This is a genomic window from Enterococcus sp. DIV1937 (assembly GCF_050535975.1).
GTDB lineage: Bacteria > Bacillota > Bacilli > Lactobacillales > Enterococcaceae > Enterococcus > Enterococcus faecalis.
In genome coordinates this window covers 748,826-764,819 of the sequence record NZ_CP172909.1, presented here as the reverse complement: position 1 = coordinate 764,819, position 15,994 = coordinate 748,826, and the positions used below count along the sequence as shown (strand labels likewise).

The 15,994-nt window shown below is 37.0% G+C and carries 20 protein-coding genes, 1 tRNA gene, 1 pseudogene and 1 other annotated feature; of the genes and pseudogenes, 4 read left to right on the top strand and 18 right to left on the bottom strand.

The annotated features are described in order from the left end of the window. The first annotated feature begins 58 nt into the window (after window positions 1-58). Window positions 59-169, top strand: coding sequence for a DUF4044 domain-containing protein (locus IGL13_RS03745; RefSeq protein ID WP_002383399.1), 111 nt, complete (start codon window positions 59-61; stop codon window positions 167-169). Between the two features lie 90 nt (window positions 170-259). Here the strand turns inward: IGL13_RS03745 and recN are convergent, their stop codons facing one another. The 11 genes from recN to IGL13_RS03690 all read right to left on the bottom strand — a co-directional run bounded on the left by recN (window position 260) and on the right by IGL13_RS03690 (window position 9,393). After that, a complete protein-coding gene (recN, locus tag IGL13_RS03740) occupies window positions 260-1,933 on the bottom strand; it encodes a DNA repair protein RecN (protein WP_002401558.1) in 1,674 nt (557 codons plus the stop codon). A 17-nt stretch (window positions 1,934-1,950) separates the two neighbouring features. Continuing rightward, window positions 1,951-2,400: an arginine repressor gene (locus tag IGL13_RS03735; RefSeq protein ID WP_002358881.1), complete on the bottom strand. Its 450-nt coding sequence runs from the start codon at window positions 2,398-2,400 to the stop codon at window positions 1,951-1,953. A gap of 138 nt (window positions 2,401-2,538) precedes the next feature. Further along, window positions 2,539-3,354 (bottom strand): TlyA family rRNA (cytidine-2'-O)-methyltransferase, encoded by an 816-nt coding sequence (locus tag IGL13_RS03730; RefSeq protein WP_002364633.1) that lies wholly within the window; start codon window positions 3,352-3,354, stop codon window positions 2,539-2,541. A 13-nt stretch (window positions 3,355-3,367) separates the two neighbouring features. After that, window positions 3,368-4,249, bottom strand: coding sequence for a polyprenyl synthetase family protein (locus IGL13_RS03725; RefSeq protein WP_002369880.1), 882 nt, complete (start codon window positions 4,247-4,249; stop codon window positions 3,368-3,370). Next, entirely contained in the window at window positions 4,249-4,479 is a 231-nt protein-coding gene (locus IGL13_RS03720; RefSeq protein WP_002355878.1) for an exodeoxyribonuclease VII small subunit, read from the bottom strand. The genes IGL13_RS03725 and IGL13_RS03720 overlap by 1 nt, the downstream gene beginning before the upstream one ends. A gap of 1 nt (window position 4,480) precedes the next feature. Next, window positions 4,481-5,827 (bottom strand): exodeoxyribonuclease VII large subunit, encoded by a 1,347-nt coding sequence (gene xseA, locus IGL13_RS03715; RefSeq protein ID WP_002378127.1) that lies wholly within the window; start codon window positions 5,825-5,827, stop codon window positions 4,481-4,483. Between the two features lie 9 nt (window positions 5,828-5,836). Further along, window positions 5,837-6,682 carry a bifunctional methylenetetrahydrofolate dehydrogenase/methenyltetrahydrofolate cyclohydrolase gene (locus tag IGL13_RS03710; protein ID WP_002355876.1) on the bottom strand — a complete coding sequence of 282 codons (846 nt, stop codon included), beginning with the start codon at window positions 6,680-6,682 and terminating at the stop codon, window positions 5,837-5,839. A gap of 103 nt (window positions 6,683-6,785) precedes the next feature. After that, window positions 6,786-7,238: a transcription antitermination factor NusB gene (gene nusB / locus IGL13_RS03705; protein WP_002355875.1), complete on the bottom strand. Its 453-nt coding sequence runs from the start codon at window positions 7,236-7,238 to the stop codon at window positions 6,786-6,788. Further along, entirely contained in the window at window positions 7,231-7,662 is a 432-nt protein-coding gene (locus IGL13_RS03700; protein WP_002355874.1) for an Asp23/Gls24 family envelope stress response protein, read from the bottom strand. Before IGL13_RS03700 ends, nusB begins: the two co-directional genes overlap by 8 nt. A 332-nt stretch (window positions 7,663-7,994) precedes the next feature. Then, window positions 7,995-8,315 (bottom strand): MazG nucleotide pyrophosphohydrolase domain-containing protein, encoded by a 321-nt coding sequence (locus IGL13_RS03695; RefSeq protein ID WP_002355872.1) that lies wholly within the window; start codon window positions 8,313-8,315, stop codon window positions 7,995-7,997. 13 nt (window positions 8,316-8,328) lie between these two features. Continuing rightward, window positions 8,329-9,393 carry a M24 family metallopeptidase gene (locus IGL13_RS03690; RefSeq protein WP_002390179.1) on the bottom strand — a complete coding sequence of 355 codons (1,065 nt, stop codon included), beginning with the start codon at window positions 9,391-9,393 and terminating at the stop codon, window positions 8,329-8,331. A gap of 171 nt (window positions 9,394-9,564) precedes the next feature. Between IGL13_RS03690 and IGL13_RS03685 the strand changes: the two genes are divergently transcribed. Then, the gene (locus IGL13_RS03685) at window positions 9,565-10,380 is read left to right on the top strand and encodes a metallophosphoesterase (RefSeq protein ID WP_002378126.1); all 816 of its coding nucleotides are present in this window, start codon (window positions 9,565-9,567) and stop codon (window positions 10,378-10,380) included. Between the two features lie 70 nt (window positions 10,381-10,450). Here IGL13_RS03685 and psiE read toward each other — a convergent pair whose 3' ends face one another. From psiE to rplU, 4 genes are all read right to left on the bottom strand, one after another. Further along, entirely contained in the window at window positions 10,451-10,903 is a 453-nt protein-coding gene (gene psiE, locus IGL13_RS03680; RefSeq protein ID WP_002355869.1) for a phosphate-starvation-inducible protein PsiE, read from the bottom strand. A gap of 199 nt (window positions 10,904-11,102) precedes the next feature. Further along, entirely contained in the window at window positions 11,103-11,390 is a 288-nt protein-coding gene (gene rpmA, locus IGL13_RS03675; RefSeq protein ID WP_002355868.1) for a 50S ribosomal protein L27, read from the bottom strand. A gap of 12 nt (window positions 11,391-11,402) precedes the next feature. Next, the gene (locus IGL13_RS03670) at window positions 11,403-11,747 is read right to left on the bottom strand and encodes a ribosomal-processing cysteine protease Prp (protein WP_002355867.1); all 345 of its coding nucleotides are present in this window, start codon (window positions 11,745-11,747) and stop codon (window positions 11,403-11,405) included. Between the two features lie 32 nt (window positions 11,748-11,779). Continuing rightward, complete coding sequence (rplU, locus tag IGL13_RS03665) at window positions 11,780-12,088, bottom strand: 50S ribosomal protein L21 (RefSeq protein WP_002355866.1); 309 nt, start codon at window positions 12,086-12,088, stop codon at window positions 11,780-11,782. A gap of 19 nt (window positions 12,089-12,107) precedes the next feature. Further along, window positions 12,108-12,183: a sequence feature (ribosomal protein L21 leader region), on the bottom strand. Window positions 12,184-12,355: 172 nt separating this feature from the next. Between rplU and IGL13_RS03660 the strand changes: the two genes are divergently transcribed. Then, a tRNA-Arg gene (locus IGL13_RS03660) sits at window positions 12,356-12,429 on the top strand. An 87-nt stretch (window positions 12,430-12,516) separates the two neighbouring features. On the opposite strand, the gene IGL13_RS03655 is transcribed toward IGL13_RS03660, so the two are convergent. From IGL13_RS03655 to IGL13_RS03645, 3 genes and pseudogenes are all read right to left on the bottom strand, one after another. Then, on the bottom strand, window positions 12,517-14,409 hold the full coding sequence (locus IGL13_RS03655; protein WP_002378125.1) for a TPM domain-containing protein: 1,893 nt from the start codon (window positions 14,407-14,409) through the stop codon (window positions 12,517-12,519). Between the two features lie 240 nt (window positions 14,410-14,649). Next, on the bottom strand, window positions 14,650-15,081 hold the full coding sequence (locus IGL13_RS03650; RefSeq protein WP_002370677.1) for a VOC family protein: 432 nt from the start codon (window positions 15,079-15,081) through the stop codon (window positions 14,650-14,652). Window positions 15,082-15,225: 144 nt separating this feature from the next. Next, window positions 15,226-15,426 (bottom strand): annotated as a pseudogene (locus IGL13_RS03645) (MerR family transcriptional regulator); the annotation flags it as partial. Window positions 15,427-15,789: 363 nt separating this feature from the next. Between IGL13_RS03645 and IGL13_RS03640 the strand changes: the two are divergent. Further along, window positions 15,790-15,939: an epipeptide YydF family RiPP gene (locus tag IGL13_RS03640; RefSeq protein WP_002401555.1), complete on the top strand. Its 150-nt coding sequence runs from the start codon at window positions 15,790-15,792 to the stop codon at window positions 15,937-15,939. The last annotated feature ends 55 nt before the right edge of the window (window positions 15,940-15,994 follow it).

The following is a 15,994-nucleotide window of genomic DNA, read 5'->3' as shown; positions in this document are numbered from 1 at the left end:
GCTGTTTTCAGGAAAAGGTTGTACACTATTAGCAGAAATTAAAAAGGACGTGTCATTTATGAACGACAAAGAACAAAGTCGCTTTTCAAAAATCACGAAAGTCGTGGTTTGGCTAATGCTGATCGCAATTGTAGGTTCAACTGTTTTAACAGCGATTCTTAGTCTTTAAACTGGAGAACTTTTTCACACATTAAAAGTAAAAAAACAGCCCCTTCTATCAATTGAAGGGGCTGTTTTTTTACTTGCTCAAATAGAGCGGCTATTTTTTCGCCATCGCCAACAGCTCTTGTGCATGTTCAATGGTTAATTTCGTAATTTCACTTCCTGCGAGCATACGCGCAATTTCGTTTACTCGCTCTTTTTCAGATAAAATTCGGACGCTTGTTTCTGTCCTCCCCGCCACAATTTCTTTTTCAATAAAATAATGTTCATCGGCAACGGCCGCCACTTGTGGCAAGTGCGTGATACACAACACCTGCGAATTTTCTGAAATTTGATAAATTTTATCGGCAATCGCCTGTGCTACACGGCCACTGACTCCTGTATCCACTTCATCAAAAACAATACTAGTGATCCCTTGCGTTTGAGAAAAGATTGTTTTCATAGCTAGCATCACTCGCGAAAGTTCTCCGCCAGAAGCCACCCGAACTAACGGTTTTAATGGTTCCCCCGGGTTAGTAGTAATATAAAATTCTACTCCGTCTAAGCCATTTTCTTGTAAATGCTCAAGTTCTGTAAAGCGGACTTCAAATTCCGTTCGCTCCAAATATAGTTCTTTTAATTCGGTTAAAATTTGTTGTTCAAGCTCTTTGGCTAGGCGCTTTCGTTCTTTTCGTAAAGTCAACGCTTGTTGATGAGCCGCCTGTTGTTTCTCTGCAAGCAACGCTTCTAAGTCACCTGTACCACCTTCCAAAAAATCAGCCTCTGCTAACTCTTTGGTGATTTCTTCATAGTAAGATAAAATCGTTTCGATCGAATCACCATATTTACGTTTCATTTGACGGATTAATTCCAAACGATTTTCTACTTCATTCAAGCGGCCTTCATCTAGTTCTAAGCCATCAATCAACCTGGAAAGATCTCCACTAGCTTCTTGTAGTAAGTAGTAGGCATTTTGAACAGTATCTGACAATGTTTTATATTCTGAATCAAGGGATTCAATCGAAGCGAGTTCATTCATACTTGTTCCGATTTTATCCAAACTACTATCGTCTTCACCATTTAGCGCGGCATAACTAATCGTCAGTGCATCAGCAATCTTTTGAAAATTGTTCAGTTTATTGCGTTCTTCTAACAATTGTTCTTCTTCGCCAGCGACTAACTGTGCACTAGCAATTTCATCACTTTGAAAATGAAGCATGTCCATTCTTTGGGCAAATTCTTTTTCATTTTTTTGTCGCTTTCTGACTTTGGCTTCGAGTGCGCGATACTCTTGATATGCCCGTGTATATTTTTCTTTGACTGCTAAAAGTTTTTTCCCACCAAATTCATCTAACATATCAATATGGCGTTCACTTTGCATCAATTCTTGATGTTCATTTTGGCCATGAATATCTACTAAATATTCCCCAATTCTTTTTAAATTAGTAATGTTGACAATTCGTCCGTTGACACGGCAAACATTTTTACCAGAAGCGGAAATATCTCGTTGAATCACTAAAGAATCTTCTTCTGTTTCAATACCTAATTCTTCTAATAATTGCTTTAATTCTTGACTTTTCGGCATTGAAAAAAGTCCTTCTAAGGTGCATTTATTTGCTCCTTGACGAATATAATCACTGGAGCCGCGTCCGCCTGTGAGTAATCCCATTGCATCAATAATGATGGATTTCCCCGCACCCGTTTCTCCCGTTAAAACGGTCATACCCATTTGAAACTCTAATTGTAACGAAGAGATAATCGCAAAATTTTTCACGGAAAGTTCTTGTAACATCTTGTTCACCTCATTCTTTATAGATAGCTTAACAGCTCTTTATGAAGTTTTTCTGCTGCTTCCTCAGTTCGCGCAATCATGAGAACACTATCATCATCGTTGATGACGGCAAAAAGTTTCTCTTGGTAATTCTTTTCGATTAAACTACCACACGCCGCCGCATTGCCAGGAATGGTTCGTAATACGACATATTTTTCCATTTGTTCTGCAGCTACAAAGGCATCTTTTAAAAGCTTTGCAAGTTTAGCACTCGTATTAGCTTGTGTTTCTAATGGAAGGCTATACCGATAACCCCCTTCTGCAGATGGAACTTTGATCAGTTTCATATCTTTAATGTCGCGAGAAATTGTTGCTTGTGTTACAGCTACGCCCTTTTCTTGTAAGTAGTTGACAAAATCTTCTTGCTTTTGAATATTTTTTTCAGTCAATAAACGTGTAATTAAACGGTGTCTATCTTGCTTTCTCATGGCGCCGCTCTCCTTTTCAGTTTACTCTTGCCCTCATCATAGCTTATTTTTATGCATTTTAAAAGATGAATTACTAGATTTATACAAAAAAGAAGCTTTCACCTATAGGCGTCCACTTCTTTCTTCTAACTTTTCTCATCATTCCGCTAATTTTTGATGCGCATGCGCGACAACTTCTTCAATGGATTCTGGCGCTTGATAGGATCCTTCCCCTTCAACAGAAACTAAATGTGCCAAAAATTCAATGTTTCCTTCGCCACCAGTGATTGGTGAAAAATCTAAGTTTTTCACATCATAACCGTTATTCATGGCAAAGCGTGTAATTTCCTCCACAACCATTTGATGGGTTTCTGGATCACGCACGATTCCTTTTTTCCCAACAAACTCTTTGCCAGCTTCGAATTGTGGCTTAATTAACGCCACCACACTACCGCCTTTTTTCAAAATATCATGAAGAGGTGGCAAAATTAAGCGTAATGAAATAAAGGAAACATCAATCGTTGCAATATCCGGCACCCCTTCAGTGAAATCTTCAGGTTTACTATAGCGAAAATTGGTACGTTCCATTACCACCACGCGTTCATCTTGCCGAATTTTCCATGCTAGTTGGTTATAGCCAACATCTAAAGCGTAACTCAAACGAGCCCCATTTTGTAAAGCAACATCGGTAAAACCACCTGTGGAGGAACCAATATCTAACATTGTTTTGCCTTGAACGTTGATTGCAAAAACATTTAGTGCCTTCTCTAGTTTTAAGCCCCCACGAGAAACATAAGGCATTACTTGGCCCTTAGTATGTAAGGGTGTCTCCACAGAAATTTTTTCCCCTGGTTTATCTAAACGTTCATTTTTATCATTGTAAACCAAACCAGCCATCACACTACGTTTGGCTTTTTCTCGTGTTTCAAATAGTCCTTGATTAAACGCCAAGACATCGACGCGTTCTTTTTTCATAAGTGCCTTCTTTCTATCTCAATTGTAACTGAGTTAACAAGTTTGCTAAATGTTCTTCTGAAAAGTTGGGAACATTTGCTTTGATTTTTTCTAAAACAGCGCTACCTTCTGCTAATTGATGTGTTAGCGCATCTTTCGCGCCAGCAATCCCTAGAAGAGCTGGATACGTACTTTTATTCAACGCTTCATCTCGGCCTACTTTTTTACCTAAATCTGCTTCTGTACTTGTGGCATCTAATAAGTCATCACGAATTTGAAAAGCCAAGCCATAGTGATGCGCAAACTGTGTCAGTAAACCAATGACTTCTTCTGTTTGATTGGCTAATACGCCCCCAGCAATTAAGGCGAATTCAATTAGCGCTCCGGTTTTCTTTTCATGAACAGCCGCTAACTCTTCTAAAGTCAAGCTGACTTTTTCTCCTTCAATATCACCCATTTGGCCGGCAACCATGCCTTGATTCCCCGCTGCCTTTGCCAGTTTTTGCATCAGTAAAACTTTTTCACTTAAGCCTAATTGGCTCAAAGAAAGTAACTGAAACGCGCCTGTTAATAAGCCGTCCCCTGCTAAAATGGCAGTCGCTTCACCAAACACTTTATGATTGGTTGGTTTGCCACGACGTAAATCATCATCGTCCATTGCTGGTAAATCATCATGAATTAATGAATACGTATGAATCATCTCTAAAGAGGCAGCCACTTGATAGTCTTGTGTTTCCATCTCTTTTTGAAAAGCGGCCACTGTTGTTAACACTAATAATGGGCGTAATCGTTTGCCACCTGCGTGTATTGAGTAGAGCATTGCTTCTTTCAAACGCTCATTTTCAGTATATTCTGCGATAAAATCGACCATGACTTTTTCAACCAACGGTAAATGCTGTTGACTAAAATTCGTCATTACGCTTCCTCGCTCTCTTCAAAAACAATTTCTTCATTGTTTTCTGTCATCATTTTCGTTAAAGTTTTTTCCGCTTTTTCCAATGTATCTTGACATTGTTTACTTAATGCCATGCCCTCTTGAAAGGCAGCTAAGGCTTCTTCCAAAGGAACATCTCCTCGTTCTAAGCGCTGAACGATTTCTTCTAAGGCATTTAATGATTCTTCAAACGTTTTTTCTTTTGCTGGCATGTTAAAACTCCTCTTTTTTCGCTGTTATTGTTTCGACGTTTGCTTGAACTGCACCGTCAGCATAATGAATCGTTAATTGATCTGCTGGCTGTAACTCGGTAACAGTTTTAACGACACGGTCCTCTTTTGTAGTATAACTATATCCTCGACCCATAATTTTGAGTGGGCTGAGTAAGTCTAGTTGTTGAACAGCAGACGTGAATTGCTTTTGTTTGTTTAGGAACAATTGTGTCATTTGTGTTTGCAAGTTTCGTTGTAAAAATGCCAATTGTTGCTGACTTTCTCTTAATTGTCCCTTTGGTGTCTGTTGTTGCAATTGAGCGGTAATTCCTTGGGCTTGACGTTGTTTTTGGTGATGAATTGTTGTCATTGCTTGGAAAAGACGTTGCGTCATTCGATCTAATTTAATCGTTTGACCTTCATAAAGCCGCTCAGGTTGCTTAAACACATAAGAGTTTTGTAGTCGTTGGAAACGTTCTGTTCGTTGTTGCAAGAGATATAAAAAGCTTTGTTCTAAACGACTACGCCGTTCACTAATTCTTAATAGTTCTTCATTTAAAACTGGTACCGCTAGTTCCGCTGCTGCCGTTGGGGTTGCTGCACGAACATCTGCTACCATATCGGCAATTGTCACATCTGTTTCGTGACCAACCGATGAAATAATCGGTGTGGTGGCAGCATGAATGGCCCGAGCCACTTTTTCTTCATTAAATGGCCATAAATCCTCGATTGAACCACCGCCACGGCCGATGATCATCGTATCAAAATCGCCTTGCGCATCGGCTCGCTGAATGTTCCGCACAATGTCATCCGCCGCCTGCTCGCCTTGAACCAAGGTTGGAAAAAGGACCAGTTGTGCAATCGGATACCGTCTTTTGACTGTCGTAATGATATCCCGAATAACAGCACCACTAGGACTTGTAACCACAGCGATTCGTTTGGGATAACGAGGCAACTGTTGTTTAGGCCCTTCAAAAAGTCCTTCTTTTCCTAGTTTTTCTCTTAATTCTGCCAATGCTTGATAAAGTGCACCTACACCATCTGGTTCCATATGTTCAATATAAATTTGATAGGAGCCGCTGTTTTCATAAAGCGAAATACGCCCCACCACCATGACTTTCATGCCTTCTTTTGGTTGAAACTTCAATTTTTGAAAGGCTGATTTAAACATAATTGCAGAAATCTTCGCATGATCATCTTTTAAACTGAAGTACTGATGCGCGTTCGCTCGGAAGCGAAAGTTCGAAATTTCACCTGTTAAATAGACACGTCCTAAGTAAGGGTCTGCATCAAATTTACGTTTTAAATACTTCGTTAAGGCTGTTACTGTTAAATACTGTTGCGTCATTTTTTCACCTTACTTTTGTTTTTTTGCTGCCTCGACTGTTTGATACATTAACATGGTAATCGTCATTGGGCCAACACCTTTGGGAACTGGTGTGATATAGCTTGCAATTTCAGAAACTTCATCGAATGCTACATCACCAATCAGTTTTCCTTCTTGATTGCGATTCATACCCACATCAATCACTACCGCACCTGGTTTCACGAACTCTTTGGTGACAAAATGCCCGCGTCCAATTGCTACAACTAAAATATCCGCTTCTTTTGCAACTTCTGCTAAATGTTCAGTTTTAGAATGGGCAATCGTCACGGTCGCATTTTTCATTAACAATAATTGTGCCATTGGCTTGCCAACAATATTACTTCGACCAATAACCACCGCACGTTTACCTGTTAAATCAATATCATAAGCTTCAAACATCTTCATAATTCCATACGGCGTGCAAGGAATCATTTCAGGTTTGCCTACAAACAAACGGCCTAAATTCATTGGATGGAACCCATCTACATCTTTTTTGGGATCAATCGCTAATAAAATCTTTTCTTCATCAATATGTTTTGGCAAAGGTAGTTGTACAAGAATGCCATGAAAGCGTGAATCTTGATTATATTTGTCAATCTCAGCCAATAATTCTTCTTCTGAAATAGTTTCTGGTAGTTTTTCGACCTTTGACAGAATGCCAATTTTGGCTGCTGCACGTTCTTTATTTCTCACATACGTTTGGCTGGCAGGATTTTCCCCAACTAATAAAACAACTAATCCTGGTTGGATGCCTTGTTGTGTCATCTTTTCTACATCTTTTTGAATCTCTGCTTGCATTTGATCTGCTAATTCACGACCGTTAATTACTGTACTCATTCCTTCGCTCCCTCTATTGTTTCTTTACTTCTTTAATAGTATTTATTTTAGCATATAACCCAGTATCTTAACACCAGTTAGATAGTAAAAAAAGATTCAGAGCTTACGCCTCTGAATCAATTTCTTTCATTACATTTGATAACACACCATTAACAAATTTACGTGAACGGTCGTCGCTGTATTTTTTACTTAACTCAACGGCTTCATTTAATGCCACAATGTTTGGCACATCTGAAACGTATAGCATTTCAAAAATAGCTAAACGTAAAATAACAATATCTATTTTTGCTAAGCGTTGCATAGACCAGTTATTACCTAAATGGTTCGTAATCACTTCGTCTAGTTCTGCTTTGCGGCTACACACACCGCCGACAAGTAAATCTAAATACGTAGGGACTAGGTCTTCGCCATCTTCACTGACGATTTCCCGATTATCATAAGCCAATGCATAATCAATGGCATCTTGTTTGGTTAAATCAGCATTAAAATCTAAAGGAAAAAGGGCTTGGAGCGCTTTTTCACGAATCTCGTGACGGGTTAATTCTGTTTTACTCATTCTCTTCTCCATCTTCATCTTCTGGGAATAATTCATTTAAGTCTGGTTGAGGGATTTTTTCAGGTACTACCGCTACAACATGAATATTCACTTCAACTAAATCAATATCTGTCATAAATAAGACTTGTTGTTTCACACGGTCTTGCATTTCTAATGCAACTTTTGGTACAGAAACACCGTAGTTCAAGTAACAATAGATATCGACTTTTAAGCCTTCTTCTTCTGTTCGTAAATATACACCTTTGCCGTGTGCTGCACGGCCTAATAATTCATTCACATTATTGGCAAACGTGCCGCGCATCCCATAAACGCCCTCTACTTTTGAAGCAGCGATTCCGATAATTACTTCAATGACTTCAGGAGCGATCACGATTTCTCCTAAAGAATCGTTTGCATTGATTACAAGATTTTTTTCTTCTGACATTTGGTTGTCCTCCTTATCTATTACGCACAAAATCGTTAAATAAACGATTTATTTGATGAATCACTAAGTCTCTTAAGGATTCTCTTTTAAGCAACGGATGATTCTTAAAAATTAAAACAACACTGGTTTCTTCAGTTAGTTGTGAAAGAACGTCCAAATTTTGCTTATCAATACTCGTTCTTAGTTTATCATTAATTAGCCTATTTCGCTACCAGAAAAGCTAAGTTCTAACTAAAAGAACAGATAATTTCTTGTCATAAATTTCTAATTCAAGCCTTTAGACGTAAAAATAAGAAAGACCAAGTAATTTTGGCTTTCTTATTTTTACGTCTTTATTCTTCAGGATAACGTTCCATTAGTTTCGTCCGATGCTTTTGCATAATCATTTCTAAAGAGATGTCATATTTATCGGCTAAAATAAATAAATTATCCAACACATCGCCTAACTCTTCCGTTAAGTTTTCCAGATTCTCTTCATCCGCCAAAACTGTTTCATCCGGTCGATCGCGGCCAATTTCAATTGTCCGAATGGCTCGACACACTTCGCCGACTTCTTCTGTTAAAAAGTTGGAACGAATAAACGGGTCATATTGATACCAGTTACGTTTTTTATAAAACGCGCTAATAAACCGCTGATACTCTTGGATATCCATGTTCTCCCAACCTTTATAAAATGATTAATTCTTTTGGCGCATGTGTTAATACACGATTACCTTCAGCAGTAATTAATAAATCGTCCTCAATACGCACGCCACCAATTCCTGGCAAATAAATTCCAGGTTCGTCCGTAATCACATTCCCTGGTACAAACTGTTTATCTGCTCGGAATGAAACATTTGGTCCTTCATGAATTTCTAACCCAATGCCATGACCAGTGCTGTGACCAAACGCATCGCCATAGCCATAGGAAGCAATATGATCCCGTGCAATCGCATCTAATTGAATGCCCGTCAACCCAGGTTTAGCTTCTGCTAACACTTTTAATTGTGCTTCTAAAACAATATCATAAATTTCTTTTAGTTTTGGCTGAATACTACCAATAGCGAATGTCCGTGTCATATCAGAAACATAGCCTTCATAATAACAGCCGAAATCCAAAGTGATTAAATCACCTTTTTCGATGACTTTATGGCTAGCAACGCCATGTGGCATCGCTGAACGTAGACCGCTGGCCACAATTGTCTCAAAAGAAACACCACTGGCTCCTTTTGACCGCATGAAGAAATCTAATTGATTAGCCACTTCAATCTCTGTCATTCCAGGTTTAATCATCTCTAAGACAAAGGCAAATCCTTGATCCGCGATGGCACACGCTTTTTCAATAATCGCTACTTCTTCTTCATCTTTCACTTCTCTTAATTCTTCAATCAAACCCATTACAGGAACTAATTCACATGGTAAAATTTCTTCCAATAAGCTATAATCAGCGAAACTAACTTGCGTTTCTTCAAAAGCTAAATTATCTAATTGCAAACGTTCAGCTAAATCTGCTACTTCGTCAAAAATATGTCCTGTGTTTTTAACGATAGTAAAACCAGTTGCTTGTTCCGCAGCTTGTTCCGTATAACGAAAATCCGTTACAAAAAAAGCTTTATCTAATGTAATCATTGCCAAGCCTGTTGTCCCAGTAAAATTGGTTAAATAACGTAAATTATACGGACTTGTCACTAAAAATCCTTGTAAATTATTTTCTTTCATTAACTCCCGTAGCTTTTCGACTCTTGCCATCATTGGTTCGACCTTCTTTCTTTTTTCTCATTTTTCATTATAGCAAATTTACTTCAGAAAAGCATGAATCACCAAAAAACTTCATCGAGAAAGTTTACTGAAAATTTTACCTTTCCTTATTTTTTGCTTAACACTTTTGTAGTAAACTACTTTAGCGACTTCAAGGAGGAAATTATGAACGTTTATTTATTTCTGGCACTATTTTTCATTACTATCGGCATTTTAAGCTATAGTTTTTTTATTGAACCTAAATGCTTAGTCATACACAAAAATCAAATTAAAGTAACAGAATCAGGGAAAACCTTACGGATTGTTCAACTCTCTGATATTCATTTAAAAAAGAATTATTCTGTGAAGGCCTTAAAACAGATTGTTGAAAAAACAAATACATTACAACCAGACATAGTCGTTTTTACAGGAGACTTATTTGATGATTATGCCCGTTTCGGTATCGAAATTCAGGATGAAGTGAGTCAACTTTTCCGTAAAATTAACGCCCCATATGGCAAATTCGCTATTTATGGCAACCACGAGTATAGCGGGTTAGATACCAATTTTTACGAAACAATCTTAGAAGCTGCCGACTTTACCGTACTAAAAAACACGGGCAAATTACTGCCTGTCTCACACCGCATCTCCTTGTACGTCGCTGGTTTAGAAGATTCGTTATATGGACAAACCGACTTAGCTGCAGCTTTAGTCAACCGCCCTACTGGAACGCCCACTCTGCTACTAACCCATGAGCCAGATGTCGCAGACTCAGCAGTCAACAAAAACATTGACCTCATTTTAGCAGGACATAGTCACGGCGGACAGATTCGCTTGCCTTTTTTCACTTACAAAAATCAGCTTGCTAAAAAATATACACATGGGCTTTATCATTTAGAAGATGAAACGCCGCTAATTGTTCACCCAGGAATCGGAACCACTAAAATCAGCGCACGCTTTGGTGTCTTACCAACAATTGAACTGATTGAGTTAACTATTTAACTATGCATTAAAAAGACCGCCCCACGTTAGAGAAAAATTCTCACGTTGGACGGTCTTTGATTATGTTCGATTAATGATGAAAATCTTGCTCGTGATCTTCTTCTACTTTCGCTTTTCCTAGCGTATAAAATTTGCTGCCATTTAACCCGAGAATAAATAGCACAACCACTAGTAAAAGAATTGATAAAGATAACAATAAAGTCTGCAAGCCATCGCCATGTGCAACCATTAATTGACGTAAAATTGCGGTTAAACAAATTAAAATCAAATAACGAATCGGAATATGGTGTCCTTCTTGAATATAGCGAAGAATCATCATAATAAACTCAAATAACATAAAGAATGAAATAATTTCTTGCATGATAACTGAAAAATTATCCGGCGTCATTGGCTTCATGAGATATGTAGCGAGGTCAACTAAATAACTAGCCATAAATACTAATAAGAAAACTCCTAAAATCCCTAATACAATATCCAAAATCAAATTCACGTACTTCTTTACTACACTAAAATTCTTCTGCATAATACCCTTCTTTCTTTTGACTCAATTATTTTATAACATGCTTGTTATTACATTAAATATATCATCAATTAACCTTGTCAGACAAGCAGTTAAACCCAATGTGAGATTTTTTTTATTTTGAGATGTTTCTTTATTTTCCGGCTAACCCTTTATGCAAGACAAAAAAAGCTGAATCCGCAGATTCAGCTTTTTAATCATATTAGTTAGCTACTGGATAAACTGATACTTGTTTTTTGTCGCGGCCTTTACGTTCGAAACGTACCACACCGTCAACTTTTGCAAATAACGTATCGTCGCCACCGATTCCAACGTTCACACCTGGATAAATTTTAGTTCCGCGTTGACGGTATAAAATTGAACCACCTGTAACTGTTTGGCCATCAGCACTTTTAGCGCCTAATCGTTTAGATTCAGAGTCACGGCCGTTTGATGTAGAACCGCCACCTTTTTTATGGGCAAATAATTGTAAATTCATAGTCAATAACATAGTCTGCACCTCCTATTTCTCAGTGATTGTTTTTATTTGAATAAATTCAGTATTTTCGTTCTCTATTGATTGTAAACCTAATAAAAGATTTTCTAATAGAATTTGGGCAATATTTTTTTGTTCCTGATTGACAGTTGTTAACATCTCGACATAAAGGTAGCCACCTTCTACATCGTCAACTTCGACAATCGGTTCAAAACCTGCTAAGGCATCAATCCCATTGACTGTGCTAATTGCTAAGGCAGAAACTGCCGCGCAAACCACATCGCTGCCATAAGGACCTGCTTCAGCATGCCCGGTTAATTCGAATGAAACGATTCGGCCGGAGCCTGTTCGTTTAAAAGAACCTTTAATCATTGATAGGCCTTCTTTCCTGTCAACAAGAGAGATTAAGCGTTGATTGCTTCGATCATAACTTTTGTATACGGTTGACGGTGACCTTGTTTACGGTGAGAGTGTTTTTTAGGTTTGTATTGGAAAGTCACGACTTTCTTTTGTTTGCCGTGTTTTTCAACAGTTCCTTCAACAGTTGCGCCTGCAACAGTTGGCGCACCAACTTTTGTAGATTCGCCACCTACTAAGATAACTTCGTCAAAAACAACTTTCTCGCCAGCCTCAACGTTTAATTTTTCAACGTAGATTGCTTGACCTACTTCAACTTTCACTTGTTTACCACCAGTTTTGATAATTGCGTACATGCTATACAGCACCTCCTTCTTCTAGACTTAGACTCGCCATCCCAAGTGATGATTGCTCATGCTTAAAAACTTGTTCTGTGCGGTTGTAGCTGTGGAGACCACAATTACAACACTAACTATAATAACAGAACCAGAAACCCTCGTCAATATAAACTCTCTATTTTCTTCACTTTCTCTCTCCAAAAAAACTTCTTCTGTTATTTAAATTTCCGATTGACTTTCTAACACTACTTCCATTATAATTAGCTTTGTTGTGTTACAACTATTGTCATAGTAGCTCAGCAGGATAGAGCATCCGCCTTCTAAGCGGACGGTCGGGGGTTCGAATCCCTCCTGTGACGTAACGATAACAAAAGCGCCTCTTAGAAACCTTGGTTTCTAAGAGGCGCTTTTGTTATCCCAAGTTCATCCTAACCTAGTTTAACTTTCTACCAACTTGAAGTACCTCCACCTCCGCCAAAACTCCCACCTCCGAAACTGTCACCGGAGCCATCATCAGAAGAACCCTCGTTGCTTGTAACCCACCAATCATGACGATTCGCATACATACTGGTCTTTTTTAGTTGCCTGTCAGAACGTGAACTTGCTAGAAATTTAGCAATAGACACATTTCCATAAGCAAAACGCATATCATAGTATTCAGGATACGTAGTCTTAATAAATCTTATCGGGTAGAAGGATTTTGAAGCTTTTTTGTTGGTAATCTTTTTTTCTCTAATTTTTTTCCGCAATAATTTTTTTTCAATTTTATATTGCTGGTTGTCTAAATCGTTTGCTAATTGTTTTAATGATTTTGATTTTTCTGAACTTACTTGCTGGATATCTTTTAAAAACCTACGGATCATAGAATCCAGGTGCAATCTATTTTGTAAGCCAACACCTATTGATTTTATATAACCAAATAAGAAAAAGACCGGAATCAAAAAATAGACCAGACTAACCATGGGTACTAAAGAGTCTTCGTCTTCTAAAAATGTCAGAATCTCTGTGATTAGTGTGAAAACTGTCGAAGGAAACGACTGCTCTGATAAACTAACTTGAACATAAATAATCAGAGTCACCGATACCAAAAAAGGATGTTTTAATAAAATCGAAAGAGGAAACAAAATAATTTTTAGATAAGCAGGTATTAAGTTATCATTAATTCCACTAATCCGACACGCAGGCAATTTCGTTTCTGGAACTTTTTCCCAATACACTTCACCTATCCAAAAACGCGGTAAATAGATCCATGGTTGATTCACCTTCCAAAAACAAGCACACATAGAAGAGCTTCTTAAATCTTTCCACTGTGCAACATAATTATAAATAAATTTCTTTGGTGTCACCTCGCCAAATGCAAAATCCATATCATAGTATGCGGGAATTATTATCTCTTTTTTCGAATTTTCAGGATATAAAATATTTTTCTCCAAACGCGCCTTGGCAGCTTTAAATTCAACTGATTGTTCTCCTAAAACAATTGCCTTAGAGGAAATACCGCCATTATAAAACATAGCTACATCTTCCTTATAGCGATTTGCCATGTCAACTAGAGCCAAGCGGGCACTAAGTTCTTTCCCCGCATTACGTAATTCCCATAAAAAATACAACATAACAATAATAAAAACTATAATTAGCCAAGGCTTTAACGACCTTCCTATTCCTAATAAATATAACCAAATTTTCTGCAAAAAACTAACCTTAGGTAGCGAGGTCGTTTTGGACATAGTATCAGTAGTAAGTAGTTCCTTAATCCGAGTGGTGACAATATGTATTCCTGCATTAAAATCCTTTAATTTATAAAAATCTTTCACGGTACTATCTGTTATTTCATCGGTTAAACTATCTGGGATTATCTCTTCAAGCCCATAGCCTACTTCAAGTCTTGCTTGCCTGTCTTTGACAGCTACTAAGTAAATCACTCCATTATTATAAAGTTTATTTCCGATACCTAATTTATTACCTATTTGATTGGTAAAGCTTTCAATCGTTTCGTTTTCAGGAACTTGCTCAACTGTGATAACCATTAGTTGTGGTTTCGTTTCCGTCTTACTAAGTTCTTGATTAATTTTTTGTACATTATTAATGACTTCTTCGTTCAAAATTTGTGCATTATCTGAAACAAAAAGATGATTTTGATTAATTTTTACTACGACATCGTCTGTTGGAGCTGAATAAGTCCTTTCAAATCGTTTTAAGAAACTCATTCCCAAATAGATCCCTATTAAAAGAACAGCTAGATAAACTAAATTCTTCATTACAATACTTTTTACTTTTATTTTTCGATACTCCCCCACGCTCATTTGTAATTCTATCCCTACTTTATTTTTCCCATACACTGATTTTTTCTCCCTTCCACTCCTACCGAATGTTCTAGCTCTGATTTTCCACAGAGCTAAATAAATTTTTTTGTATTAAAAATTTATTTTCTTAATAGTTAGTATACCGAATATAGACGTTCAAATCTCTATCTTTTTAACTAATTTCTGTTAACACGCATAAAAAGAACGTAACGCTTAGTTGATAAGCGTTACGTTCTTTTCAGATAACTAGTTAAACACACACAAGAATATTGATTTTTACAGCTCGTTTTCTAAAATCTCAATCCGCTCATCAAAACTCAACTCTTGATAGATTTGGTGGAGCATCCACATGTACCCATACGGATCAATAAACAATGAATTTTTGAGCGCTCCTTCCATCATTTCAGTAATAGGCTGTACTTCTTGACAACCGTTTTCCATTGCCAGTTGATGTGTCTCTTCAATATTTTCTACTGTTATATTAAACCAGATAGTATTGGGATGTTCTTGGGTTGGTGATTTTAAACCATATTCTTCATTGGCATCTAACATGTGAAACCTCGTGCCATAAAGTTGAAAAACCGCTTCATTCATTCCGATAGGGTATTCGGTTGCTTCCACTACCTCTATTTCAAACACCTTTTTATATAAGGCAAGCGCCTTAAGGCTATCACTAACAATAAAATCGATTTCTGTCCCTTTAATCATTTGTTTTTCCTCCTTCAAAGCTACTAACTGTTGATTAATTTTTTTAATCTTTTGCTCCTCCATTTGAATTAAATGTCGCGATTGATCTCGTTTTCTTAACAAAATAGTTTCCAAAAAAGAAGCATCCTTAAGTTTTCTCAAAGTTTCTGCCATCTCTTCAACTTTAAACCCTGAATCTCTTAACAGTAAAATTTGTTTCAATAAAGGAATTTGATGTGCGCTATAATAGCGATATCCTGTTTTTTTATCAATTTCATTTGGAACAAAAATTCCTGCTTTTTCATAATGACGCAGCATCCGTGGGGAAATATCCATTAACTTGGCAAATTGCCCAATTTGATACATAGAGTCTCCTTTTCATTCAATTGATATTCTTATCATAAACCTTGACACCATGTGAAAGTCAATGAAAAAGTTTCTATACCATATATTCTATATATTTACACTAGCTATAACCGTAAATTAAACAAACTTATCATTATGGAGCTAAGATATTTGAAGTCTTCTTTTAAGCATTAATTTCTACTTCACCACTTATTATATTTTAATATCATTTTATATTTATGTTTTTTATATGAATTAAAAAATATAAACTAAAAATATATAAATTAATAAATATGTTTTTTAGAAAAACGGTTTAATCTCTATTTTAAAAGCAAATTCACCTTTACATATCAAAAAAAATTTGCTAACATTTAAATACCGCTTATGTGTAATAATTATAAAGGAGATATTATTATGAAAGAATTGGAAATGAAAGAATTGGTTGAAAAATCTGAAAAATTAGCAAAAATCAATGACTTATGGTATTTTGTGAAATCCAAAGGTGGCGCTTGGATTGCTGGTTCAGGAAAATAAATCCAGTGAGTGCATTAACAAAATAAAACTGAACAGCTTTCTAAGTGAAAGCTGT

Coding starts and splice junctions, on each gene's coding strand:
- IGL13_RS03745 (WP_002383399.1), top strand. CDS start 59: ATGAACGACAAAGAACAAAGTCGCTTTTCAAAAATCACGAAAGTCGTG.
- IGL13_RS03700 (WP_002355874.1), bottom strand. CDS start 7,662: ATGTCAGAAGAAAAAAATCTTGTAATCAATGCAAACGATTCTTTAGGA.
- IGL13_RS03735 (WP_002358881.1), bottom strand. CDS start 2,400: ATGAGAAAGCAAGATAGACACCGTTTAATTACACGTTTATTGACTGAA.
- IGL13_RS03720 (WP_002355878.1), bottom strand. CDS start 4,479: ATGCCAGCAAAAGAAAAAACGTTTGAAGAATCATTAAATGCCTTAGAA.
- IGL13_RS03710 (WP_002355876.1), bottom strand. CDS start 6,682: ATGAGTACAGTAATTAACGGTCGTGAATTAGCAGATCAAATGCAAGCA.
- recN (WP_002401558.1), bottom strand. CDS start 1,933: ATGTTACAAGAACTTTCCGTGAAAAATTTTGCGATTATCTCTTCGTTA.
- nusB (WP_002355875.1), bottom strand. CDS start 7,238: ATGAGTAAAACAGAATTAACCCGTCACGAGATTCGTGAAAAAGCGCTC.
- IGL13_RS03640 (WP_002401555.1), top strand. CDS start 15,790: ATGTGTAATAATTATAAAGGAGATATTATTATGAAAGAATTGGAAATG.
- rplU (WP_002355866.1), bottom strand. CDS start 12,088: ATGTACGCAATTATCAAAACTGGTGGTAAACAAGTGAAAGTTGAAGTA.
- IGL13_RS03730 (WP_002364633.1), bottom strand. CDS start 3,354: ATGAAAAAAGAACGCGTCGATGTCTTGGCGTTTAATCAAGGACTATTT.
- IGL13_RS03670 (WP_002355867.1), bottom strand. CDS start 11,747: ATGATTAAAGGTTCTTTTAAACGAACAGGCTCCGGCCGAATCGTTTCA.
- IGL13_RS03695 (WP_002355872.1), bottom strand. CDS start 8,315: ATGGATATCCAAGAGTATCAGCGGTTTATTAGCGCGTTTTATAAAAAA.
- IGL13_RS03725 (WP_002369880.1), bottom strand. CDS start 4,249: ATGACGAATTTTAGTCAACAGCATTTACCGTTGGTTGAAAAAGTCATG.
- IGL13_RS03685 (WP_002378126.1), top strand. CDS start 9,565: ATGAACGTTTATTTATTTCTGGCACTATTTTTCATTACTATCGGCATT.
- IGL13_RS03690 (WP_002390179.1), bottom strand. CDS start 9,393: ATGATGGCAAGAGTCGAAAAGCTACGGGAGTTAATGAAAGAAAATAAT.
- xseA (WP_002378127.1), bottom strand. CDS start 5,827: ATGACGCAACAGTATTTAACAGTAACAGCCTTAACGAAGTATTTAAAA.
- IGL13_RS03650 (WP_002370677.1), bottom strand. CDS start 15,081: ATGATTAAAGGGACAGAAATCGATTTTATTGTTAGTGATAGCCTTAAG.
- psiE (WP_002355869.1), bottom strand. CDS start 10,903: ATGCAGAAGAATTTTAGTGTAGTAAAGAAGTACGTGAATTTGATTTTG.
- rpmA (WP_002355868.1), bottom strand. CDS start 11,390: ATGTTATTGACTATGAATTTACAATTATTTGCCCATAAAAAAGGTGGC.